This window comes from Enterococcus sp. R12 (assembly GCF_058135755.1).
In genome coordinates, this window is the sequence record NZ_CM176874.1 from 1,861,943 (window position 1) to 1,885,706 (window position 23,764).

The window sequence follows — 23,764 nt, forward strand, 5'->3', positions numbered from 1 at the left end:
AAAAAACCTTCCGTTGCTGGAAGGATTCCCTGATAGGTTGTGATTTTCTATAAGCCATGTTTTGTCCGTATTTTCCTCAGGGAGAAGAAAACACTGGGTAATTATCTATCTGCAATTACTTGCCTTCTTGCTCCGTTCATTTCCGTGCAAAAAGTGCCCCTACCATTGTTTGGGTTGCTCGCTCGAGGGGTTTACCGCGTTCCACCAAGACGGTTTCCCGCCTTGCTTCGTCACTGTGGCACTTTCAAGGATACTTTGGCATAGCTTACACCTTAGCCATTTTTCCTGCCGTTACTTTCTCAAGTACCCTAGCTTATGGTTTCGCTAGGCACGAACACTACAAGCATCTCAGCTTGTGCGAGCATGGACTTTCCTCAGCATAATCGAGTTATGCCGCAATTACCCGAAAACCACAACTATCTTTTCTACATTAGATTAGAATTGACGGGTTTTTTCGTTGTCATCTTCAAAATCAGCATTTGTATAGTTGCTGTTGTAGGAAGAAGAACGAGTGACAGGTTCTGATTCACGATCAAGCTTTTTGCCAAACACTTCTTTTTCAAGATTAGACAAACGTTTCAAAATATCAAAGTTTGTAACGGTTTGGCTTTTCGGCGCTTCTTGTTGAACACGAGATGCGATCGCTTGGTTTTTCGACAATTGATCGATTTTCGCTGTCAGACGGTCATTTTCTTCTTGCAGGGCTAAGATCTCTTTATTGTAGCTTTCGTAGTCTTTAATGATATTATCTAAAAACTCGTCCACTTCAACTGGATCATACCCGCGCATTTTTGTTTTGAATTCTTGTTGCAGAATATCTTTTGGACTATAAATTAAATTTGCCATTATTTACACCTCATTGTTTATTCCAAATGGTTTTCACTTTCTAGACCATTCTATCAAAAAATATACGAAAATCAAAGTAAATTACTATCAAATGTTGCGTTTTGTAGGTCATCCATTGTTATTTGATGAATAAAGTAGGGATTTTGCTCACTATAAGCTTTGGCATCTCTTAAGAAATAATTAGGTTTTCCTGGAAATTCGTCATCATATAACACAAGTGCGCCTTCGGTATGCTCCAGTAAAAATGCCGTGTGATTTCTTAATTGACTGGGGTCTTGGTAAGGCTTATGGCTGGTGGCATTGACATAATCGGCAAATGACTTCGCTGTTTGCAGTGCCTGCTGATTTGTTTCGTTCCAATTTTCACCAAACCCTTCAAAAGGAAAAATAATTCCTAGTTTCAGTTCTGGGTATGTTTGTTTTAATTGTTCAACGGCTTCGGCACACCACAGCTCCGCTCCAAGATTCCCGCTGATCAAGAGCCATTCTAACCCTTCTTCGACATAATTGGTCAAAGTCGACATTATTACTTTCTTAATAACTGCAATCTTGGGATCTTTTGCTTGAAAGACACCTAATTCATAATTACGATAGCCAGTAAAGTATAAGGTTTTCATTGTTTCTCTGGTCATCTCTTTTCTTTCCAAACGACTTTTTGGTATAATGTTGCCTAGGAGTGTGAACAACATGGTTATTCGTTACCCGAATGGACAATCTACTACCTATGATGACGGCAAAAAACAAAAAATGCAAGAGAAACTAATAAAGCCAAAAACGTATGCCAATCGTGGGATGCGTTTTGAAGAAGCGATCAATGAAAGCAACCTTTATTATTTGAATCGGAAACTTGCTGTCATTCATAAGAAACCGACACCAATTCAAATCGTGAAAGTAGATTATCCAAGAAGAAGCGCCGCCGTAATCAAAGAAGCCTATTTCCGTGAGGCATCCACCACTGATTACAATGGGGTTTATCAAGGGCAATATATCGACTTTGAAGCGAAAGAGACTCAAAACAAAACGTCATTTCCCTTTAAAAATTTTCATCCACACCAAATCAAGCATATGGAAGACTGTTTGGAACAAGCGGGTTTATGTTTCGTTCTTTTATGGTTTTCTAGTCTACAACGCTGCTTTTTTCTCGATAGCAAGTGCTTAATTTCTCAATGGCACCTGCAAAAAGAAACGGGGAAAAAATCAATGACACTGGCCTATATTGAAACGAATGGGATTGAAATCATCCCTTCAATTGCGCCGCGTATTCCCTATTTAAAAGCAGTTGATCAATTTTTAACGATGAAGGAGAATGATTAGTATGGCAAATGGATCACAATCGAGGACCTCTCGGCATGATTCTAAAAAAGGTACAGCTAAAAAAGCACCAAAGCCTCCTAAGGCAAAAGGCAAACGAAGCATTGGGAGTATTCTTTTAAAAGTATTTATGGGGCTGTTTTTCTTGGGCTGTATCGGGATTCTATCCGGGATGGGGCTATTCTGGTGGTATGCCAAAGATGCGCCTGCACTTGATGAAACACGTTTGGATTCAACGGTTTCTTCTCGTTTCTATGCGTCAAATGGCGAATTGATCACTGAATTCGGTAGTGAAACCAGAGAAAAAATTACAGCAAGTGAGATTCCTCAACTGCTGGAAGACGCGATCGTCTCTGTCGAAGATCGCCGCTTCTACCAGCATATCGGAGTCGATCCGATTCGGATCGTCGGTTCCGCATTATCCAATGCCACAACCGGCGGTATGCAAGGCGGAAGTACGTTGACACAGCAATTGATCAAGCTGTCCTTCTTTTCTACCAGCGCTGAAGACCAAACATTACGTCGAAAAGCACAAGAAGCATGGATGGCGGTTCGTCTTGAACAAATGAAATCAAAACAAGAGATCCTCACTTACTACATCAATAAAGTATATATGTCCAATGGTGTATATGGGATGCAAACGGCCGCAATGAAGTTTTACGGCAAGCCGTTAGCTGAACTAGACCTTGCGCAAACCGCTTTGATTGCCGGTTTACCAAATGCCCCTTCAGCTTTTGACCCATTTGCGCATCCTGATAATGCGAAAAGTCGGCGAGATGTTGTTTTAGGTGCGATGCTGGAAAATGAAAAAATCACGCAAGCGGAATATGATGCGGCCGTTGCCGAGGATATTCAAGAAGGCTTGCAAGACAATCCCCGTGAAAACCAAGAGTGGAAATACTTTGACAACTACTTTAACGAAGTGATCGCTGAAGTCAAAGAAAAAACTGGGAAAGATGTGTATACTGACGGCTTAGATATTTATACTAATGTCGATATCAATGCACAAAAACGATTATATGACATCGTCAACAGTGACGACTACGTTGATTACCCAGATGACAAGATGCAAGTTGCCGCTACCTTAGTTGATGTTAACACAGGCAAGGTGACCGCTCAGATCGGTGCCCGTAATGTTGATGATGTTCTAGCAAATAACCTGGCTGTCAATGTCGCACGAGACTTTGGTTCGACCGTCAAACCAATCACAGACTACGGCCCTGCCTTTCAATTTCTACAAGATTCCACGGGTAGAATGATTTTAGATGAACCTTACACATATAAAGGGACGAATATTCCTGTTTACAACTGGGATCGCCAATATATGGGCAATATCACCTTGCGGACCGCTCTAGCAGAGTCTAGAAATGTGCCGGCAGTGAAGCTGTTTGATGAAGTCGGCGCGGACAATATCGCAGACTTTCTCAGTGGTTTAGGAATCGAATATGATACGATCACCCAATCCAATGCGATTTCCAGCAATACGGATAAATTGGATGGCACAAAGTATGGGATCTCCAGTCTTAAAATGGCCGCTGCTTACGCTGCGTTTTCAAATGGTGGCACCTATTATGAACCACAGTACGTCAATAAAATCGTCATGCAAGATGGCACAGAAGACGAAGAATCCTTTAAAGTTTCTGGTCAAGAAGCAATGGATGATACGACAGCTTACATGGTGACCGATATCTTGAAAGATGTTATTTCTGTCGGAACTGGAACCAACGCGCAAATCGATGGTTTGTACCAAGCAGGGAAAACGGGAACGTCCAACTACACCGATGACCAGTTAGCACAACTGGATACATCGAATGGCGCCTACCCTGATATTACCTTTGCCGGCTATACTCCCTCCTACTCATTGGCGGTTTGGACAGGCTACAACGACAAAATGACACCGATCACTGATAGTAGTACCCATGTGGCTTCAGATGTCTATCGTGAATTGATGCGCTATGTTTCTGCTTCTGTAGAAAACACGGACTGGACAATGCCTGACGGATTGACACGGATCGGAAGAGAGCTTTATCTTGAAGGGACGTACACCCAACCAAGCTATTCAGCACCAAGTTCGTCCAGCAGCAGTTCCTACGTTGAACCAACGACACCTTCTACAGAAAGTAGCGAATCAACACCATCAAGTACAACAGAATCATCAAGCGAAGTAACACCACCAGTGACAACACCTGATGAGGATGATTCATCATCGGTCGTTACGCCTCCTGCTTCTAGTCAGGATCCCGGTTCAACAACACCTTCCAGCAGTGAGGATAATCCTTCCTCACCACCGGACCCGCCGGAACCAAACGATGGTAGTGTCGAATAATGGAGAATCGCAAAAAAACAGTAGATCAAAATCTGATCTACTGTTTTTTTTAATTCCTGCCATATAAATGTAGAAGCTTACTTTTCAAGCTCTTCAAACAGCAATTTTTTATCGGAAAGCTGATGAACTTGATTATGCAGATCGTCAAACAAGTGAATCACATTTTCTTTCGTCTCGTTCACTTCAAAAAGAATCTCTTTGGCACGATCATGAATCCCATCGATCCGCATTTCTGTTGTACGGATCATTCGTTCAGATTCGATTTTCGCTTCCTGAATTGTGCGATTCGCTTTTCTTCTAGCAAAGACTAAGACCTCACTGATTTCTGTTTGGAACTGCTCGTTTTCGATTTGTAGGGCTGCATTTTCTTCCCTTAATGCTTCGATTGTCGCCTGAAGCTCTGCGACTTCTTCATTTGATTCGCTAGCTGATACATTTGCAGCAAGCTCTTCTTTTTCTGCCAATTGCTGTTTCAAATCAGCAATTACCTCTTGCAGCTGCTGGATTTCTTGCCGCTTCAAGGTCCATTCAGCGCGTTCCTTTTCGTAAGTTTGTTTCTCTTGTTGCTCTTTTTCTTGCTGAACAGCTAACTTGGCTTCTAATTGCTGGATTTTTACTTCAAGTTTTTCTGTATCTACTTTTGCAAGCTGCTCTTCTAGGTCTTTGACTTTCTTATTCGCTTCTACTAGCGAAGCTTTTAATTCTTTTGCCTCTGCTTCTTGTTGAGCCACTACCTTCTGCTGTTTTTTTAACTGATTTTTTTCTTCCTGTAGTTGCTCATTTTCTAAAATCAATTCTTTGATTTCAAAAGATAAATTTTCAATCATATGATCCTTGTCTTGTTCTTTTGACTCTTGCTTATTTGTCTGGTTTGTACTCAATTCTTTCTCCATACGTTCTCCTTTATCTTCAACGAGTTGACTATCCTTGGCGTAGCTATCACGGTTGCCAGAGGACTTTTGCTGCACTGCTATCTTTTTGACACTTTGCTCTTTCTGCTGATCTCCAGCCACTCTTTGGTGAGAAATCGGTTTTGCGAAAGTTTGTGCGACAGGTTTTACTGCTTCTTTCTGGGTTTTAGGGAGTTCATTGTCTGCTGGTCGATTGGTCTCGTCCTCATTTTTTTCAGGGGTAGCCTTTGCGGACCCTTGATCCTCAACGATTCCCTCTTCTTGATTTGTCTCCTCAAATTCATTCAGCTCTTCTATGGATAATTGATTCACTTCATCCATTAGCTTTTGGGCAGAAAACCAACCTTTGTTTTTCTTTTTCATCATTAATTTTTCACACTGCCTTTTTGTTCATTTGTATTGATCGTTTCACTTTGATCCGTTTGAGGAGTAGACGATATGCTCTCGCTCCTCTCGTTGTTGGCTACTTCTTGAGCATCAGTGTTTGGGAATCTGCGTTCTAAAAGGGTCCAGACCCCATTCTCGTCACGAATGATCGTCTGCTCAAAGGACTGATCAGAATCCTTGGAAAATTGGACAGAGAAGGTTCCTTGGGTGATCAGGGGAACGTTCTGCATATCATGGAGTAGACGAGAAAAATTCTCTTCCCATCCGTTTAAGTCATCAATTGATGGTAATTTGCTAGATAGAACAATGGAGATTTCTTGCAAAGGCTGATCAACAAAAATCATCGCTACAGTGCGACCTAGATATGGTGATAACTGATAGGCCAACTCATATTCAGCTGCAAACTGTGCTTCACGATCATTGGAGACGAGTAAATGCTCCCAATCAATCGCTTCAAAAGAAAAGCCGTTCTCAGGATATGCAAAAATCGGCATCCGCACCCATTCCGTTTGTTCAGTTCTTAGCGCGAAGACTTCCTCTTTCAATTGACTGGTTTCTTCTTGCAGCTTTTGCAAATGAATGCCGCCTGTCAGCTGAAAAACTGTTAGTAGCAAGACACTTACGATTATGGCACTACTGCAGCCCAATAAAATTAGCAGGTGCCCACTGCGCAGGTTGTGCTTAAATAAACGCAGTTTCCTTTTGGCTAAAGCATCTGACGACAGCTGCTTTTCAACTTTTCTTAATAAATATTCTCGATACAATCGCCAACCGATGATACTACCTGCTCCAATGGCAAGCAGTATCATCCCAATATAGATAAAAATCACAGTCTCTTCCTTCCATCAAAACTAAAATTCGTTTTATTCATCCATTTTGATACAAACTTAGTCTCGTTGATATGTTGCAAGAAATGAATCATCGCAAACTTCCTTTCAAAAAGCTGATGTGTCAGAAGAACGTGGTCACCACACCATAAAAGGTTTTACTTGAAATGATTCCAAATTCTCTACTATCACTTGAAGTGAGCAGTGCATCGCCAACGACAAAGTACTCATCTTCTTTGAGGTACCCCCGAATCGGCAACGCCTCAACGGCTTCATCCTTCACAGTGATCATAAATGAAAAATCAAAGTCAGTATCCTCCGCCCCAATCAACAACCGCTCCTGTGTACGAACGAAGGAATCCCCCGGCACACCAATCACTCTCTTGATCAAAAATTTTCCTTCCTGTTCGAAAGCGATCAGCTGATAGCGATTTGGCTGGCGCTTTTTATGAATCAGCACAACTTGTCGATCCTCGATCGTCGGCAGCATGGACGTTCCTCTGACTAACGCCAGTCGATACGGCTGAAGAAACGCAATAAGCAAAAGGACCATCAAAAAGATACCGCTGATAGGAAGACCTATTTGTCTATGCCTTTTACTCATATTGCCAGCCCTCCATCCTTATTTTGGCATAATATATGAAACACTTGATGAGTGCGCCAATTCATTGCTGATCACGCGATAAGAGATTGTGGTTCCACCATAGACATTTCCTTCTGAAACCAAAATACCATTTGGACCAACGGCTTCAACAAAAGCGACATGACCATAACGAGGATCAGATCCAGCTGTTCCAGGTGCAAAAGAGATCATACTACCTGCTTTAGGCGTTTGACTGACGTTGTAACCTAAACGTCGTCCGGTATTGCCCCATTGACCACCATTTCCCATATAGTCATCTACTTGACCGCCTAATTGACTCACCCGATTGAACACATACCAAGTACATTGTCCAACAGGATACGAACCAGAAAGATTGTAGTCACGACCGTTGTATTCTGGAAATGTCATGAGGGAGCGATACTCTTCTGGAATTTGTTCTTTTCCTTGGATAAACAAGCCTGTTTCTGTTGCGATCACTTGGTCATATTGCGTCAATCCATAGACCGCAATCAGTGAATTGATTTTTTTACTATAATTAACATCGGTCGCATAAGTGCCCGTCAAAGCATCTGCTGCCCGAAGATAGTTTTTTGATTCAGAGCGCCACACGTCTTGATAAAAGGTTGGATTTCCAGTGATTCCTCCGCGAATCAATTTGACATAATCTGCCATCGAATCTCGATAACTTGAATAGGAACGAAAGGCTGCTTGAATTTGGAATAGTTCTCCGTTGCCTTTATCTTCCATTGTTGGTAAAGTCACGCTGCTTCCTTGATAACTGCCTTTGATCCCAAAAAGGTTATAATGGGGACTGCTGGAAAGCCCGCTGTCGCCACTGCCGCTTTCAAGGATCGCTTGCGCGATTAATACAGAAGCAAAGACATCGTATTCTTGCCCTAAGCTTTGGGCTTCTTGTGCCAATGTTTCAATAAACGTCTGGGTCTTTTGATTCACTGTAAATTCGTAAGGGGCTGGATATTCAGTAACTAGCTTTTCGCCATATGTAGCCAATTCAGGATTTGATAGCCGTCTGATCGATAGCGGCTCTTCGATTGAAACCCGCTGAACTTCGATGGCAGTTTTCGTTGACTCTTCTTGATTTGTCACTAAACTTGCTTGGTAACCATCTGCGAGGTAGATACCGATTAACTTATTTGCGTCATATAAAAGATCCCCCGGTTTTAATTGTTCAACCTGCTGTTCTTTTTCTATCCAGCTAGCTTTTCCTTCTATAACCGCTTTGATCCGTTCATTAATCCATTCGTCCATTGTCGATGGTTCTTCTAGTTCACCAATTTGCCCGATGATCTCGTAGACCAATGCCGCTTGCCATTGGGCATCATAATCAGCTAATATTGGCAAGGTGAAATCTAACAGATTCGAATCTGCGATCTTCGCTGCCCGAAAACTCTCTGGTAAATCAATGGTACGTCCATCATAAAAAGAATTTTTCAAGTGAGAAGTAGCATCTGGTGATTGAACGACAGGGTTTATTACTTGCTCAGGTGCAATAATCGGAGGTGTTTTCGGCTCCTCTTTTTTTGCATTTTCAGTATTTTCGTTGCTCTCAGTTGAAATTTCATTTTCTTTTGGTGCCAATGACTCATCAATCAAGTCGGTCTCTTTTGGCTTGTTCTCTGTTTCTACTTCTAGATCGTCCGTTTCAGCATCTATTTTTTCCTCTTCCTCGGAAGGTTCCGTGGACTCTAATTCCTCTAGTTCGGTCGTTTCCGCTGACTCGGTCGTTTGTGTTGAGTCTGATTCTTCAGACGAATCAAGAGATTCTACAACGGGATCTGCTGTTTCTGAATCCATAAGCGGTTCATTTGATTCGGAGGATAACTCGGTCGAGTCCTCCGTTTGCTCTTTGCTGACGTCTTCTTGACTTTCTTGGTCTTCTGCTGCCGATGAATCTTGGTCATCAAGTTGCTGTTCGACATTTGTATTTTCTGAATAGTTATCAGGCTGAGGGCTTTCTTTCGCCAGCAATACGGGAGAAACAAAAAGTTGGCTTGCTAAAATCCCAGCACTGAATAATGTCAGATATGACTTCTTTTTTTTACTCTTCATACAGTTTCCTTTCTCTTGTTTCAGCTGGCATCATTGGTTTTGAACAAAACCTGACGAACTGATTCAAAGCTGCTTGAATAGTTTTTGCACGAGTTTAGGTGAACTCTATATCTTCGCGGTTACTATGAAGCAAGCGTGATCTACCGCAAAAAAACGGTAAAACCCACTGCTTTTCAAGCGATTTACTCACTATCTTCCTATCAAGAATGGAAGCTGTCATAGGCGTCAACAGCTTCCATTTGATAAGATTGAGCATTGATCATTCGGTAGATGGGACAAAACTTAACTCCCATTCAATCGTTGCTTGGTAGGTCATGTTACGCGGATTTGATCCAATGGGTACTTCAAGTTTGACACTATCCCCCATCGTCCCCATATCCCCGTAGCGCTGAATCCAGGTACCGCTTCCTTCATTTGCATCTGCTTCAGCGATCAAAGCGGGTACCCCAGGATCAAGGATCATTGATTCACTATAAGTGGGAGGAATTGCTGAATTGGCAGCATTCGTCAGCATAACTGCATTTTCTAAAATAATTCGTGCACCCCGAAGTTCTTCTCCTCGATCATTACGAAATCCTGCAGCGGATAATGTCGCGTTTAGTTCCCAGCCGGTAAATTGAGCGCGACGGTCAGAAATCTGCACGTAATTTGGCCGTTCCTCAGTTACTGAGCCATCTGCACTGCTAAGACGTTGCGGCAATGCCTTGTACTGTTTGGTATCTGCACTTATTGATACATCTCCAAAGCTATACTGGGAGATGAAATCGATACTGATAAACCCTAAATGTTCTGGTATATCCGGTTTATTTTCTGGATTTACTTCAATATCTGGCGCGATCGGATCTCGTGGATTCATTGTGGCAATCTCTTGAACAACTGTTTCAGCTGTATCAAATTTTCCATTTAAGAAAGCGTAAGCCGTCACCGTATTATGTTTTGTAAACCGATCCCCCTCGGCTAAGGTCAAGCTGAAATCACCATTGGCATCTGCTTGAAGATGGAACAAGCTGTTATCATCAAAAGAGGGTGATTGCAGTTGCGGTGCGGGAATCGCTGGATCTCCGTCAAAACGAATCACACTATAAGGTGTGGCTTTTCCCCTAATGATTCTTGAGCCTTCCAGTGCCGGGTCTTCCGTTAATGGTTCTAAATGAACCTCGACATCTGGAATATATTCAAATAGGATACGTTGTGCTCTTGTGGTAAAATTCGCGCGAAAATGATCAACGATCTCTTGAGAGATGGAAGAAACATTCGAAATCGATGACAAGGTAGAGGCAAAATTCACTTTTAAGTTGAAGATTGGACTCCAACTGAAGTCTGGTTCCTCCGTCAAGTTTCCGTGCCGCCATTGTTTCGCTGCTTGAATATCCACATCTAATAGCCCACCGCTGCCGGAGATCGAAATAAGGCTGCTATTTGCTGCATTTCCGGTAACCGCCCTTGTTTTCTCTAAATTGATGCGTTGTGCATCCGCAAAAGTGAAGGTTGAGGCCGAGCTCAAAAATGTCATCAAGGAATGAGAGGGATTGGTTCCGTCTGACTTAATATCCAAGATTCCTTCTTTAGCAACAATAAATGTGGCGGCACCGGCTACATGGATCACTCCGGATGTAGTGGTCCCTTGATTCACTGCATCAATTTCGACACTGCTTTTATTTCCAATAAGCATCGTGCTTCCAGCACCCATGTAGATAATGTTATAGCCCCATCCATTGAGGCTTGTGGTACGTCCGTCAGCTTTGATTACCACTTTGCTATCCTCAGACATTTCAAAGTGGGCGCCGCTAGCATACATACTGATTGCGGGGGAGTTGGCTCGAGCATTCAAATGAAGCTCTGATCGATTACCGATATCGATCCGACCATTTTGAATGTAAATATTTGCCCCATAGGCTTCTCCTCCTGTGCCAGCTGTTCGCAAGGTCATTTTCACATCATCGCCAATAATCATTCGACCCGTTGCATAGTACAAATAAATATTTCCCGCATTAATCGTTGACATGTCAACTACTGCGTTATCGAGAACTTCTAATTGGGTTATTTCCATATTTACCTGATTCGTTGCGTTGATCGTTTGTACTCGTCCTGATCGGGACGTATACGTCGGTGATTGATGCGATGTTACCTCGCCAGACATAACGACAGGTGTTGCGTGCGAGTGAATCAATTGATTTCCCGCATTGGTCAAATTATGGTAGCGCATTCTGGATAGATTCTGTTGTGGAATGCTCATATTCGTAAAATTCATGAAGCCATAATAGTTGCCATGAACGATATCGATATTTTGGTACGTGATGTCCCACGGCGTTGCACTATTGACGGTACTATCATAAAATCCGACAGCAACAGCTCTAAAGTCGATTTGATACCCATTGCCTTCGATCACAAGCGTTCTTGAAATTCCAGAAGCATTGGTCCAAATATAGGCTAATCCATTTGTTGGGTTGGAAGTTGCACTTCCCGCAGCCACTCCAGAAACTCCTTGAGTAGGATTATCCGAAGATTCAAAGTCGTTTACGATATTGATATAATTTACATCTTTGTTCACGATTGCCGCCATAAATTCTTGCCAGTTGGAAACATCCCGGTGACTGATTTCGTTTAACGGTGTGACCGGTTCTGTCAATTGGGCAATCGCTTCTGCTTGATCAGCTTCTGTGTCTTGCTGATTCTCGTTTAGGTTCGCGTCATTGGAAGGTTGCGTGGTTCGTTCCCCTTCCTGCGGCGTCTCTGATGGTGAGACTTCTGTCTCGATCGTTTCATTATCTGCATCATCATCCGAGTCCTCTTCCTCGTCATCTTCTGCCTGTACTTCGATCGTTAGTTCCGCTTCACCTATAACCAGTTGATAATCGCCTATTTTATTAAAGACGATAGGAATCTCGAACTCTATTAGCTCTTCATCAAAGGTAAGCATCCATTCCTGTTCTTCTTCAGACAGCTTTTTACTCTTCACTTCTGCAGCAAATTCTTCTTCCGCGATCGCTGCTTCTTTCGCTACAACCAGCGTAATCTCATCTAACGGTTGGCTTGATACGACGAAAACATCGATCGGTTGATCCACGACACCTTCAATCACACTAACTGGAAACTGAAAAAAAGGGGTATGGATGTCAAATTCTTTTGTTTGGATCGGTTGTGTTGCTTTATCAAGCAAGGACATGTTATGCGTTTCGTCCAATGGTTCAATCGTGTGATCGATGGCGTGGATTTCTGGCAATAGTAAACTGCTCAGACTTGGAAAAAAAGTTTGCACACTTAGCAATCCAATAATGATCGCAATTATTACCTTGTGTGGGGTATTCTTCATTTCAACTTTTCCCACCTTCCTTTGCATTTTTTTTCTGACGAACAATTAGGATGATCGCAAGCAATAGAAACAAGCTGATTAGACCAGCCGTGGCGATCATCCACCAATTGAGTGACGTATCTACAGTGACATCGAGTTCATTTAAGCGGCGAGCATCTTCTGCCTCTACGCTAAATGTCTGTTCCCAAGACCACTCTTCCTCTCCTGACCGCGCAGTAAGATTCAATACATACTCCCCATTACGAAAACGATCGCCATTCAAGGGAATTGGGAAATGCATATGTGAATTAGGAGCCATTTGCATCGCTGATTGACTTGTTTCATATAAAATTGTCTCACTGCCAATAGATCGAATTTCAGCTGTTACTTCCAATTGATTGACAAATGTTGAAGTATAATTTTGGATAACAGCACTAAATACGTTTCGGTAGTTTACTTGATCGGCAAAAACATCAAGCAGTTCCAATCCCGGATCCGTTGCGGACCGATTGTTGCTTACTACCACACCAATGACATAGGAAAATGCATTCCGAATACCTAATCCTTGTTCAGCAGATTGTGTTTGCTCCTCTTCCGAAATAACCTCTTTGATTCGAATGCCACCTGCCAAAACCCCTTTAAATTCCTCTTCTGGCATCGTAATCGGTAAAGAAATGATTCGTTTTTCTAATGGATCGAACGATACGGTTTCAGGCACCTCTACCAGTTCATCAATTGATGCAGGTAAAGTCGGATCAGGGGATTCTGCATCCCTACCATATTCCACAACACCATTCACATTCGTAAATGCCGTATGGGCAGAAATTTCTATTTCGATCGCTTGATCAGAACCATTTTCGATCTCTAAAGCCAATTCATCACGTTCTCCTGCCCCAAGATTTAAATCGAAATACCCCAATGCCCCTCCTTCCAGCTGACTTTCCGGTAAGATAGGCGTCACATAGAAGTTTAATTCTGATTCTGTCTGAGCATAGCTCAATCTTGGTGAAAAAAAGAATGATAATAGGATGACCGCATAGGTAACCGTTTTTATCCATTTCATTCTCATACGTTGTTCAGTCAAAAGTGGTTCTCCTTCCAAAAAAGGCAGGAATAATTTACTATTCCCGCCAGTTGTTTCTTGTTGCAAGCTATGATCCTTCTTACGGATTTACTGTTTCGCCGCCACTATCAACAGAAGCAGTTAGCGTCCATGTCATTTCCGCAGTATAGTTAGTTGCTAGCTGCGTGGTAGAACCTGGTACAAATAGTTGAATATCATCATTTCTGATAATTTCGCCTTCTTGTTTATTAAGATTTTGTTCCGTCAATTTTTCTTGATCTCCCCAGTAAATCGATGAAGCGCCCGCGCCTTGACCGACCGAAGCACGCATGACAGGAATGTCTTGATCGTTGACATCTAGGATCAACGCATTTTGTTCTTCATTATTGATAACGGCACTTGGCTGTAAGTCTGGATCACCCTCGCCTTTGTTGAACACGATCTCAGGGTTTGCCAACTTGATTTTTGCCCCAGTCAAGACATCCCCTGATTCAGAAGTAAAATCAGTTAGACTAACATTTAATGTCCAACCAGCATGCGTTCCTCGGGTATCTTGCACTTGGGCAAACGATACATACGGTGTCGTACCTGATTGATCAGCCAAATTACGCTCATCAGCAACGATCGAATACCAACGATCACTGGTAGAAATAGCATTCTGACCAAAATCGAATGTTTGTGGTGCATAAGCAATGGTAAATGGACCCGTTTGTCCTGGCGGTGTTGGTTCGATCGTTTCTACTTCTGGGTGCACGACTGGCGGTTGTACCACTGTTAGATCGCTTCCGTCTGAGGTAAATCCTACAACGTTATCGGTAGTCGTTTCTAATGAAGATTGGGCAAAGGCTTGAACGCCTCCTGCTAGTAAAGTGGTGGATAATACAGCGACCGTAGCTAAACGAATCTTTTTCATTTCTAGTTCCTTCTTTCTTTTTTATTCAGTACAAAACTAAGTTATTGAACCGTTTCTCCGTCCGGTCCAGCTGTTGCAGCCAATGTCCAAGTAAGGGTTGCTTCATAAAGAGCAGCGTCTTTTGCTGTTGATCCAGGAACAAGTAACTCGATTCCAGCATTTTCAACAACCTCTGCGCCTGCTTCCACTTGTCGATTGATTTCTTCCTGATCGCCCCAAACGACTGACGATACGCCAGCACCTTTTGTTTGAGCAGCGGTCAGAACCGAACGCTCACTATTTGTAGCATCTAAAATCAATCCATCCGCATGAATTTGTGGTTCATTTTCTTGGTTGCTTCCGTTATATTCCAATTTTGGCGAATTAAAACGAATTCTTGCTCCAGTCAGTTCATTATTTTGTGTTCCTGATTCAAAAGCACTTAAGGAAACTTTTAAATCCCACCCAGCATTTGTCCCACGCGTATCTTGGACTTGGGCAAAAGAAACATAAGGAACTCTTTCTTCACTATCTTCCGCATCTTTTAGCTTGTGTAATTCAGCCACTAGCTTATATTCTTGATCGGTATTAGAAATCACTTGCTCACCGAAATTAAGCGTAGGTGCGTAAGCAATCGTCAATGGTCCCGTTTGTCCTTCCGGGCCGACTGGATCGATCTCTACATCTGGACCATTAGGACCAGGATTTGGTGGTTGAACCACTGTTGCTTCGCTATCGTTTGGTACAAAGAGAACTTTCCCTTCTGTATCATGGTTTGTTACACTTTCAGTAGCGAAGGCTTGCGCGCTAATAGTAAGTAAAGTTGCAGCTAAAACAGCTGCCGATGCAAATCTTACGAATTTCAAATTCATCCCTGCTTTCAAATTATTTGTCTTTTCTTTTTAACCATCATAAATTTTGATCGATGTTTGGTATATTGCACATACAATACAACCAGTACGAGCAGTAATCCAAGTAAGATTACGCCGTAAGTTCTTGTCTCGTTGGTCTTTGGTAAAATACCACCTGGTTTTGCTACCTCGTTTGGTGGCGAGATATTCTCTGTAGGGCCTGCTGGCGGTGCTGGTTCGGGTTGCCCAATAGGCTCATAAACACCGGTAAAAAGCACAGAGCTTTCTGTTTCAACCGACTGCACTTCCTGAGCATTCACCGCTGCCGTAGAAATAGTTATCCCATAAAAAAGAGTGCAAAACAGAACCATACGAACTAATTTCCATAACTTTTCTCCTTTCATTCTCCCTCCTCCTCTATACTTGCCAGATCTTATAAGTGATCTTTTCAAAACTGCGTTTGTCTAAGACCCGTTAACAAAAAATGATTTTGAGATCGTTACAGAATCATTTGAACTGTGCAACGCTTTTTCTGTCATTCGTAAAATAGCAGAGAAAGACTTATAACCTTTGACAAAGTTCACTATACTGATGATTTTCACAGATTTGAAATACTATTTTTCACCAATAGGTGAATTTTCTTATTAATTTTACGTTTTATTGACTAAAAATAAGCATTTTTATAAAAAGAAAGGATGAAAATTGTGCAAAAAAAACCCATCATACTAAGCTTACAAATAGTTTCAAAAAAAAGGCGTATCGGAAGGTTCATTTCGCATCGAGCATCACCCCTCACACGATCTCTTTGTGAAAAAACACCTGATTTTGAGTGGTGTAATCAAAAAAATTCGGTAAGCTTATGTTTTTCCAGTTACTTGAAAGGGCTTTAATAAAGGGTATTACGTTAATTACCTGTTTTTTTTATCAATTTGTGCAAAAAAAAAACGCTAAGCGATTTCGCTTAGCGTCTTGATCCTAGTTACTTTTGGTTTATGTTCACCATTAAATGGTTTTCTTCCCCTTCATCCGAAGTTTTCCTTCTTGGCACATTGTCAACAATGGACAAACCTCACACTTAGGTGCCCGGGCTGTGCAATGATAACGACCAAAGAAAATTAACGTGTGATGCGTTTTGACCCACAACGTATCTGGAATCTTTTTCATCAATGTTTGTTCGACTTCTAATACGTTGGCGTCTAGTTTACAGATGCGCAGCCTTTTTGATACCCGCTCGACATGCGTATCGACAGCGATTGCTGGAATGCCAAATGCATCGCCAAGAACGACGTTCGCTGTTTTTCTGCCGACACCTGGCAAAGAAATTAAGTCTTCTCTGGTTTGAGGCACTTGGCCTCCAAAACGCAGCAACAATTCAGAGGCACAAGCTTTGATATTTTTCGCTTTGTTTCGATAGAGACCAATCGATTTGATTTTTTCAACAATGTCTTCTAACGGCGCCTCGCTGAGAGCCTGCGGCGTTGGATATGCTTCAAAAAGTGCCGGTGTCACTTTATTGACTGACACGTCCGTTGCCTGTGCGCTTAGGATGACAGCAATCAGCAATTCAAAGGCATTTTTTGACACTAGTTCTCCATGTGCTTCAGGAAACATCTCATACATTATTTCTATCGCAGTCATTGTTTTTTCTTTACTGATCATTGGGCAAATTAAACTCCTTGTATCTTACTCTCCTTCTAACCAATTATGCATAGGGATTTTGGGCATTGGGCCATCTTCTTGTGGCGTGGTTTCATTTTGAAGAAACTGTTTTTTTCTTCTTTTTTGCTCTTCTTCTACTTGCGCTTTTGAGGTAATATTCTTGCGTTCCCACGAAAGCAAAATACGATCGATATAGTTTAAACTATACGCTTGATTCAAGACCGCTTCTCGCAAAGCAAACTGGACCAGCTCGGGATCATAGTGGTCCTCATCCAACCACTGCCCGATCCGTTGGTATTCGATCGCCGATAAGGGGCGACCAAATTCTCCTTCAAATAAACGATACAACTCGCGTATCTTCTCTTCATTTGTTTCAGCGACTTCTTTTTTAGATTGCTGCTGCAAAAGAAACTCGAGTCGCTCATAAATGCCAGTGAAATCATAATAATCAACCATTTTTCCTGCGTCGTCTTTTTTTGAACCCATTCGCAGCACATCTTTTTTCAGCAATTGATTCAACCAATGATAGATCTCTTTTTGGTCGCTGCCCATCATCGAGGCGATCTCACGTAAATCTGGAAAATCATTGCCTTGCTCATGGCTGCGATACAGTTGCAGCCATAACAAAAATTCATCATTCGTCAAACCAAGATGATGGTAATTCTCTAAAAGCAAATTTGAAATCGTCGTTTGCCCTTTTGCCAAATATTCCTTTAACGAAACCATACTACATCCTCTTCTCCTTGGCTCACTTGAAACATAAAGATTCTTCCCTATCAGGATCGAATCAATAAAAAGGGGACGACGCAAATGCGGACGTCCCACGATTCTTTGTTGGTTACGCTTTTTCTTTGACTGCTGCGATGATCTCAACTTCAACCAAAACATCTTTTGGTAAGCGAGCAACTTCGACAGCAGAACGTGCAGGTAACGCTTCATTGAACAATGTGCTATACGTATTATTGAAAGGAACGAAATCATTCATATTTTTTAAAAAACATGTCGTCTTAACGATGTCATCTGGCGTAAGTTCCGCCGCTTCAAGAATCGCGTTGATATTTTTCAATACTTGCTGAGTCTGTACTTCAATCGTCGTACCGACAACTTCCCCCGAAACAGGATCTAATGGCACTTGACCAGAAGCAAACAAAAAGCCGTTTGCGATTTTTGCTTGAACATAAGGACCGATTGCTTGTGGTGCTTGATCTGTAGAAATTATCTTCATTTTGTTTCCTCCTCTTTCACTTGGCATTCAGGACATAGACCATAAACTTCTAGTCGATGGTTATTTATTTGATACCCAGTTAATTTCGAAGCCGCCATTTCGACATCTTCCAATCCTGGATAGTAAAAATCAGCGATCTTTCCACACTTTTGGCAGATAGCATGATAATGAGGCTCCGTTGTAAAATCAAAACGACTGGAGGCATCTCCATAATTCATTTCTTTTACAAAGCCAATTTCTGTGAACAAACGTAAGTTATTGTATACCGTTGCGACACTTATACCAGGAAAATGAACTTCGATCGCCCGATAAATCTCTTCAGCGGTCGGATGGGCATCGTGACTGGCTAAAAATTCTAATATCGCTACTCGCTGCGGTGTAATACGAATATTTTCATGTTTTAATCGTTTGATCGCTTCATCGTAGATCGTACTCACAGGAGTTCCTCCATTTCTCTTATCTTACCTATCATACTATGTAAAACCTAAAAATTCAAACAGCTTTCCTTGTTTTTTTAAAGGAATAACGCATTTGCCCAGCCCGTCTTCCCTCAGTTTTTCGAGAAAGAAAAGCAGACAAACGAATGCCTGCTTTCCCCCTCTTTGTTAGTCTTCAAACTGATACAGTGCCGTAGATAAATAGCGTTCACCATTATCTGGTACGATCGCTAAGACTTTTTTGCCTTTTCCTAAGTCCTTAGCAACCTCTAATGCCGCTTTGATCGCTGCACCAGAAGAAATTCCTACTAAGATTCCTTCTTTCATCCCAACTTGACGCGCAGTTTCCATGGCATCCTCACTAGCGATGGCAATGACCTGATCATAAATCTCAGTGTCTAGTACTTTAGGAACAAATCCCGTGCCGATCCCTTGGATCTTATGGGGACCAGGTTTGCCACCTCCTAAAATAGCTGATTCTGCAGGCTCAACGCCCACGATCTTCAAATTAGGATAGACGCGCTTCAATTCCTTCCCCGCACCAGTGATCGTACCACCTGTGCCGATCCCAGCAACAAAAGCGTCTAACCCTTTAGATTCAAACGCATCCTCAATTTCTTTCCCTGTCGTTTTTTCATGGACTTCTGGATTGGCTGGGTTTTCAAATTGTAATGGCATATAATAGCCGTCTTGTTTTGCTAATTCTTTTGCTTTATTGATAGAACCAGTGATTCCTTCAGACCCAGGGGTCAAAATCAACTCTGCACCATAAGCTTGAACAATTTTACGTCTTTCAATACTCATGGTTTCTGGCATAACCAGCACGACACGATAGCCTTTTGCCGTACCGATCATGGCTAAGCCGATCCCAGTATTCCCAGAAGTTGGTTCGATGATGGTATCACCAGCTTTTAACAAGCCATTTTTTTCTGCTTTTTCAATCATGGCTAAAGCAATTCTGTCCTTGACACTCCCCCCAGGATTGAAGAACTCTAATTTCAGATACACATCCGCAGAACCTTCTTCTACGATGTGATTTAATTTGACGATTGGCGTATGCCCAACTAACTCATTGACCGATTGATAGATTTTTGTCATTGAAAATCCCTCCCGTTCTTATTCTTCCATTCTACCTAAAATAACCCCGAGTTGCGAATAAAAAGTAAGCAATTTCAATTTTTTTCTTATTTTTTTATATTTGTTTGTATTCACTTTCTTGATTTTGTTTTTCCATTACAAAAAAACCTTAAGAATGATGCCATTTAGAGCAATCATTCTTAAGGCAGTATCAGATAATTAAACGATTAATTCTTGGCCAACAACAATGACCTCACTAGATAACCCATTTGTTGCCATTAGAGCGTCGACCGTTGTGCCAAATTTATTGGCGATATCCCAAAGTGTATCGCCTGAAGCAACGTGATAGCTCTGCGCTGTAGATCCGCTGTTTACCTGAGTCGTCGTTGTAGTTTGCGTAGTACTCGTGCTAGTCGTGCTCGTTGTACTTGTCCATGCGGTACTTTGCGTTGTCCCCGTATCAAAGCGTGTGAGCTGATACGTTTCAATTAACCAGTTCAGTTTTTGTGCATACCCTGGATCGGTAGCATAGCGCCCCGTCAAGTAATTCGTTGCATCATAAAATGAGGTTGTTTGGCTTTTCCAAACACCACTGTAATGAGCAGTTCCTGTCGCGAAACTCGTGCTGCGCAAGACATTCGCATGATCCTGAAACGATTCCCAGTAAGAGTTATATTGACGAAACGGTTCATTCATCTCTACCCACTGACCATTCAAATACTCTTGTGTAGGCATATAGACACTTTGTCCGTTGTAACTGCCTTTGACCCCAAACAAATTGTAATAGGGTGCATTGGATAACGCGGAAGAACCATAGCCGCTTTCCAAAATCGCTTGAGCAATCATCACAGAAGCATAGAGATCATTGTTGGCAGCAACATCTTGTGCTGACCAGCCAATTTGCTCAATAAAACCTGAGATGTCCTGCGTCGCGTATTGATTCTCAGCAGCTTGTACCTGTTGAGGAACGAAAGTGACCGTCATTGGCGCTAACATCATTCCTGCCCCCATCAAAGAGACCACCGCCTTTTTAGTAGGTCTTTTTATCGTCTTCTTTGGTTGATGATGTCTTTCACTTCTTGTTTGATAACTTCCCATTTTTTTCCTCCAGTAACTGTACGTTTTTTCAAATAAATCAATACAGCTATTATACGGAAAAACATCTAACAGTGCAAACAATGTTCACTTTACACTCGGGAAAGAGTCTTTTAAAAAACTAAACGAACATTCTTAGTATTCTCAACTAAATGAAAAAACTTTTAAAAGTTTTTTCGCTTTCTTCTTCTCTGTTTCAATAATAAAAAAGCAAATTTGCAACAACTCAGCTTCCTTCAACCACCTTGCTTTCTTAGCTCCTTTCTGAACCTGCCTTGTTGATCGCCGTCGATTCCTGAAAAATCTAAAACTATTTGGGACGAAAACGCACTCGGTTCCAAAGATACACAAACAAAATGAAGCATAAGTAAATTATGGGGAGACTTATGATAGTGCGGTAAGTTGACTTCATAGTCGGTGTGATCCCTATCCATTTTACCGAAGACAGCGAGCCTACGGTACCATTCTCATTGATCACAACTGGTACTTGCCTATGCACCTCTTCGTAGAATGGTTCGCCATTTATAAAATCATTGATCAAGACCATCTCTGCTTGGTCAAATACATCCGCGGATTCTCTCATTACTTTTTGGGCTTTTTCGATCAATTCATTGGGACTATTTTCATCGAGTTCTACCCATATATACGGAAACATCGGCAGAGGATCGATTACTCTGATTCCATCGATTTGCCTTACGGCATCGTCCGCCCGTTGATAGAACAACGATCGTCCTAAATCAGTGGACGGAAAGTACTTGTGCAGCAAATAATTCTCCTCACTCAGGGTAAACTTAAACCTGAGCAGATTCGCTTGATATTTGCGCAAAAATAGTCCAGGAACCCAACCTGTCTGAACCATATCTGAAGTAATTGTCACGGGCCGAGCTGCATGCTTTTCGTCTCTAGGATCAAGTGAAACAGTCGTGGGATCAATTTCTTCCAAAGCTCCCCTTTTGATCAACCCAGAAGAAAATTGTCTGATTTCAAAGAGGATCTGATGAAATTCCTCAAAGGAAAAGGGTGCTACTTCAATTGTTACTCGATCATTTTGATCAGGTCCAGCTAAAAGTTGAGCTTCACGTGTGATGAGACTATCCAACAATTGTTCAGTCAATGTGGGAAACTGCTCATCGCGAGCAGCACGGTCGATTTCAAGGTGTATGCGATTGTTCACAAAACCCTTTTTTACGCCGTCTGCCTCATAAGTAGTGATATCCTCCAAAAACAGTGCAGGTAGGCCTGGAGATTCGTTCATATAAAATGGTTCTTCAAATGAATAGGTCGCCATTGCTCCTGTGCTGTCAATGGCTACAAGTTCAAATCGATGCGCTTCAGATTCAGTTGGAAGAAATAAACGTGCGTCAGCTATTTTTCGACCGGGTTCGATCATTACTGATGAAGTGATACTTCGAAAAAGATAACGATCGAATTCCCCATCGACCTTCACGAACACTTCATCAATAAAACTACCTGTAGTAGGGGTTATTGCGTAGATTATCTCAAAAAAGGGCACATTTAATTCTGCACCAGGCTCTTCACTGAGTAGTTCGATGATCGGTTTATCTTCCATGTTTATAATTGTTTGCCCGTCTCTTTCTGTATTACTATTCGTTTCAGCATGACTGATTTTGGGTGTAAACAGCAAGATGATCACTAATACCACGACTTTGTTGCGCAATCGTTTCTTTTTTATTTCCATTTTTCCTCCTATTTAGCGTTTGTGTCTGAGTAATAACCATGTTACGGCCAAACTTGGCACTGGTATTACCATTATTATATAAAGAAATAGTGTCATTCCGGAGGGAATCTCCAACGGCTCAGTAGAAGCTGCAGCCTCATTTGATCGTGCGTAGGCCAACGGATCATTTAAGGTCTCGTTCGTGTCCACATCAAATGTCTCACTTGTCTCTCCTGCATGTCCGACATTCTCAATTATATCTAAACTGCCCCCGTCGAAGACCTCAGGATAGTTCGTCACCAGACTCATAATCATGGCGATCAGCTCTTCAGCGGTACTTTTTTTGACACCTATGAGAATGTGCCATGACCAATCCGCTTCTTGCAAAATTGTCCCGCCAATCGATTCGACTGCTTCATGGATCTTCGCTTCTGATACTCGGAATCGATCTATTTCTGTTTCTCCAGCGATTCCCATGTATAAGCGATTGTTCACAAATGTTCTTTCATCCTCCCAAAAGAATTCAGTACTAATTTCATCAGGAGTTGGTGACGGCAGAGCGGGCGGATCTACCACAGTAATCGGATGTTCTAATTTGAATCGTCCACTGGCGCCGCTGCTGTCAACCGCTACAAGCTCAAGATACATCGCTTCTGATTGATGATAGGGCAAAACAACGATTCCACTGCCGAATTCGAATTCCTCCACTGTGTCGTGATTGTTTTCATCTTTCAAATAAAGATGACTATGGTATGCCCCATTGATCTCAACGTGAACATCAATTATCTCACTTCCACTTGACGGAACGGCCGTATAGGTGAGATAAATAGACGGATTTGTCACTTCACTCTTGAGAAAATCAGTATGTATCACAACGTTTGCTTCATCACCTGTTGAAATTTCATTCAATTCTGTTGCGTAAACGTCTCGTGAAAATAGCTTTAGCAGTAGTATTACCAAAAGAATGGTTTTTTTCTTTTTTCCACTCATAACGCCGCATTTCTTTCGTCGGTTCGTGTGACTAACCCTCAACCTTTTCATCGTGTTTTCCCATCTCCTTATTCCTCTTTCTTCAAGTAGTCGTTCTTCCCTGTTCTCTTTTCTTGAGCCATTCTCCTTGGCTCTTATTGTTTAGTTTCCTTTTCTTTAACTATACACAGGAACCAGCCTTGCAACAACGAAAACCGGCATTTTTATTCATATATATTCAATT

Annotated in this window: 21 protein-coding genes and 1 other RNA gene; 2 read left to right on the plus strand and 20 right to left on the minus strand. The window is 41.9% G+C overall.

Going from position 1 to position 23,764, the window contains the following annotated elements:
• Window positions 1-45 precede the first annotated feature (45 nt).
• The 3 genes from rnpB to ACTW1R_RS08615 all read right to left on the minus strand — a co-directional run bounded on the left by rnpB (window position 46) and on the right by ACTW1R_RS08615 (window position 1,463).
• An RNA gene (gene rnpB, locus ACTW1R_RS08605) (RNase P RNA component class B) lies at window positions 46-411 on the minus strand.
• 24 nt (window positions 412-435) lie between these two features.
• Entirely contained in the window at window positions 436-846 is a 411-nt protein-coding gene (gene gpsB / locus ACTW1R_RS08610) for a cell division regulator GpsB (protein ID WP_005226142.1), read from the minus strand.
• Between the two features lie 71 nt (window positions 847-917).
• Window positions 918-1,463 (minus strand): SLOG family protein, encoded by a 546-nt coding sequence (locus ACTW1R_RS08615; RefSeq protein ID WP_005226143.1) that lies wholly within the window; start codon window positions 1,461-1,463, stop codon window positions 918-920.
• A gap of 70 nt (window positions 1,464-1,533) precedes the next feature.
• Here ACTW1R_RS08615 and recU point away from each other — a divergent pair, with 70 nt between their 5' ends.
• Entirely contained in the window at window positions 1,534-2,160 is a 627-nt protein-coding gene (gene recU / locus ACTW1R_RS08620; protein ID WP_010748391.1) for a Holliday junction resolvase RecU, read from the plus strand.
• A 1-nt stretch (window position 2,161) separates the two neighbouring features.
• Window positions 2,162-4,483 carry a PBP1A family penicillin-binding protein gene (locus ACTW1R_RS08625; RefSeq protein WP_271813822.1) on the plus strand — a complete coding sequence of 774 codons (2,322 nt, stop codon included), beginning with the start codon at window positions 2,162-2,164 and terminating at the stop codon, window positions 4,481-4,483.
• A 77-nt stretch (window positions 4,484-4,560) separates the two neighbouring features.
• On the opposite strand, the gene ACTW1R_RS08630 is transcribed toward ACTW1R_RS08625, so the two are convergent.
• The 17 genes from ACTW1R_RS08630 to ACTW1R_RS08710 form a co-directional block, all read right to left on the minus strand.
• Window positions 4,561-5,760 carry a hypothetical protein gene (locus ACTW1R_RS08630; protein ID WP_142974272.1) on the minus strand — a complete coding sequence of 400 codons (1,200 nt, stop codon included), beginning with the start codon at window positions 5,758-5,760 and terminating at the stop codon, window positions 4,561-4,563.
• Window positions 5,760-6,611, minus strand: a complete 852-nt coding sequence (locus ACTW1R_RS08635; RefSeq protein ID WP_223597333.1) for a hypothetical protein — start codon at window positions 6,609-6,611, stop codon at window positions 5,760-5,762. The genes ACTW1R_RS08630 and ACTW1R_RS08635 overlap by 1 nt, the downstream gene beginning before the upstream one ends.
• Before the next feature lie 121 nt (window positions 6,612-6,732).
• Window positions 6,733-7,212 (minus strand): signal peptidase I, encoded by a 480-nt coding sequence (gene lepB / locus ACTW1R_RS08640; protein WP_015509748.1) that lies wholly within the window; start codon window positions 7,210-7,212, stop codon window positions 6,733-6,735.
• A gap of 18 nt (window positions 7,213-7,230) precedes the next feature.
• A complete protein-coding gene (locus tag ACTW1R_RS08645) occupies window positions 7,231-9,282 on the minus strand; it encodes a glucosaminidase domain-containing protein (RefSeq protein ID WP_142974273.1) in 2,052 nt (683 codons plus the stop codon).
• Window positions 9,283-9,541: 259 nt separating this feature from the next.
• On the minus strand, window positions 9,542-12,595 hold the full coding sequence (locus ACTW1R_RS08650; RefSeq protein ID WP_375826383.1) for a pectate lyase-like adhesive domain-containing protein: 3,054 nt from the start codon (window positions 12,593-12,595) through the stop codon (window positions 9,542-9,544).
• A gap of 1 nt (window position 12,596) precedes the next feature.
• Window positions 12,597-13,724, minus strand: coding sequence for a WxLIP family cell surface protein (locus ACTW1R_RS08655; protein ID WP_271813829.1), 1,128 nt, complete (start codon window positions 13,722-13,724; stop codon window positions 12,597-12,599).
• Window positions 13,725-13,737: 13 nt separating this feature from the next.
• Window positions 13,738-14,550, minus strand: coding sequence for a WxL domain-containing protein (locus ACTW1R_RS08660; RefSeq protein ID WP_010748398.1), 813 nt, complete (start codon window positions 14,548-14,550; stop codon window positions 13,738-13,740).
• Between the two features lie 41 nt (window positions 14,551-14,591).
• Complete coding sequence (locus ACTW1R_RS08665) at window positions 14,592-15,395, minus strand: WxL domain-containing protein (RefSeq protein ID WP_142964948.1); 804 nt, start codon at window positions 15,393-15,395, stop codon at window positions 14,592-14,594.
• A gap of 14 nt (window positions 15,396-15,409) precedes the next feature.
• The gene (locus ACTW1R_RS08670) at window positions 15,410-15,784 is read right to left on the minus strand and encodes an EF2685/EF0750 family sortase-dependent surface protein (RefSeq protein WP_142964949.1); all 375 of its coding nucleotides are present in this window, start codon (window positions 15,782-15,784) and stop codon (window positions 15,410-15,412) included.
• Between the two features lie 598 nt (window positions 15,785-16,382).
• Complete coding sequence (nth, locus tag ACTW1R_RS08675) at window positions 16,383-17,039, minus strand: endonuclease III (RefSeq protein ID WP_142974276.1); 657 nt, start codon at window positions 17,037-17,039, stop codon at window positions 16,383-16,385.
• Window positions 17,040-17,063: 24 nt separating this feature from the next.
• Window positions 17,064-17,765, minus strand: coding sequence for a DnaD domain protein (locus ACTW1R_RS08680; RefSeq protein ID WP_074933746.1), 702 nt, complete (start codon window positions 17,763-17,765; stop codon window positions 17,064-17,066).
• A 112-nt stretch (window positions 17,766-17,877) separates the two neighbouring features.
• Entirely contained in the window at window positions 17,878-18,264 is a 387-nt protein-coding gene (locus ACTW1R_RS08685; protein ID WP_015509753.1) for a RidA family protein, read from the minus strand.
• Window positions 18,261-18,701 (minus strand): Fur family transcriptional regulator, encoded by a 441-nt coding sequence (locus ACTW1R_RS08690; RefSeq protein ID WP_005226158.1) that lies wholly within the window; start codon window positions 18,699-18,701, stop codon window positions 18,261-18,263. Before ACTW1R_RS08690 ends, ACTW1R_RS08685 begins: the two co-directional genes overlap by 4 nt.
• 168 nt (window positions 18,702-18,869) lie before the next feature.
• Entirely contained in the window at window positions 18,870-19,799 is a 930-nt protein-coding gene (cysK, locus tag ACTW1R_RS08695; RefSeq protein WP_118215638.1) for a cysteine synthase A, read from the minus strand.
• Between the two features lie 198 nt (window positions 19,800-19,997).
• Window positions 19,998-20,876, minus strand: a complete 879-nt coding sequence (locus tag ACTW1R_RS08700; RefSeq protein ID WP_016609285.1) for a glucosaminidase domain-containing protein — start codon at window positions 20,874-20,876, stop codon at window positions 19,998-20,000.
• Window positions 20,877-21,183: 307 nt separating this feature from the next.
• On the minus strand, window positions 21,184-22,572 hold the full coding sequence (locus ACTW1R_RS08705; RefSeq protein ID WP_271813834.1) for a hypothetical protein: 1,389 nt from the start codon (window positions 22,570-22,572) through the stop codon (window positions 21,184-21,186).
• A gap of 12 nt (window positions 22,573-22,584) precedes the next feature.
• Window positions 22,585-23,424 carry a hypothetical protein gene (locus ACTW1R_RS08710; protein ID WP_489927259.1) on the minus strand — a complete coding sequence of 280 codons (840 nt, stop codon included), beginning with the start codon at window positions 23,422-23,424 and terminating at the stop codon, window positions 22,585-22,587.
• Window positions 23,425-23,764: the final 340 nt, after the last annotated feature.

Excerpts from the sequence above, each read along its gene's own strand:
- ACTW1R_RS08680 (WP_074933746.1), bottom strand. The coding sequence starts at position 17,765 with ATGGTTTCGTTAAAGGAATATTTGGCAAAAGGGCAAACGACGATTTCA.
- gpsB (WP_005226142.1), bottom strand. The coding sequence starts at position 846 with ATGGCAAATTTAATTTATAGTCCAAAAGATATTCTGCAACAAGAATTC.
- ACTW1R_RS08700 (WP_016609285.1), bottom strand. The coding sequence starts at position 20,876 with ATGGGAAGTTATCAAACAAGAAGTGAAAGACATCATCAACCAAAGAAG.
- recU (WP_010748391.1), top strand. The coding sequence starts at position 1,534 with ATGGTTATTCGTTACCCGAATGGACAATCTACTACCTATGATGACGGC.
- ACTW1R_RS08615 (WP_005226143.1), bottom strand. The coding sequence starts at position 1,463 with ATGAAAACCTTATACTTTACTGGCTATCGTAATTATGAATTAGGTGTC.
- ACTW1R_RS08650 (WP_375826383.1), bottom strand. The coding sequence starts at position 12,595 with ATGAAGAATACCCCACACAAGGTAATAATTGCGATCATTATTGGATTG.
- ACTW1R_RS08685 (WP_015509753.1), bottom strand. The coding sequence starts at position 18,264 with ATGAAGATAATTTCTACAGATCAAGCACCACAAGCAATCGGTCCTTAT.
- ACTW1R_RS08670 (WP_142964949.1), bottom strand. The coding sequence starts at position 15,784 with ATGAAAGGAGAAAAGTTATGGAAATTAGTTCGTATGGTTCTGTTTTGC.
- cysK (WP_118215638.1), bottom strand. The coding sequence starts at position 19,799 with ATGACAAAAATCTATCAATCGGTCAATGAGTTAGTTGGGCATACGCCA.
- ACTW1R_RS08645 (WP_142974273.1), bottom strand. The coding sequence starts at position 9,282 with ATGAAGAGTAAAAAAAAGAAGTCATATCTGACATTATTCAGTGCTGGG.
- nth (WP_142974276.1), bottom strand. The coding sequence starts at position 17,039 with ATGATCAGTAAAGAAAAAACAATGACTGCGATAGAAATAATGTATGAG.
- ACTW1R_RS08705 (WP_271813834.1), bottom strand. The coding sequence starts at position 22,572 with ATGGAAATAAAAAAGAAACGATTGCGCAACAAAGTCGTGGTATTAGTG.
- ACTW1R_RS08630 (WP_142974272.1), bottom strand. The coding sequence starts at position 5,760 with ATGATGAAAAAGAAAAACAAAGGTTGGTTTTCTGCCCAAAAGCTAATG.
- ACTW1R_RS08660 (WP_010748398.1), bottom strand. The coding sequence starts at position 14,550 with ATGAAAAAGATTCGTTTAGCTACGGTCGCTGTATTATCCACCACTTTA.
- ACTW1R_RS08625 (WP_271813822.1), top strand. The coding sequence starts at position 2,162 with ATGGCAAATGGATCACAATCGAGGACCTCTCGGCATGATTCTAAAAAA.
- lepB (WP_015509748.1), bottom strand. The coding sequence starts at position 7,212 with ATGAGTAAAAGGCATAGACAAATAGGTCTTCCTATCAGCGGTATCTTT.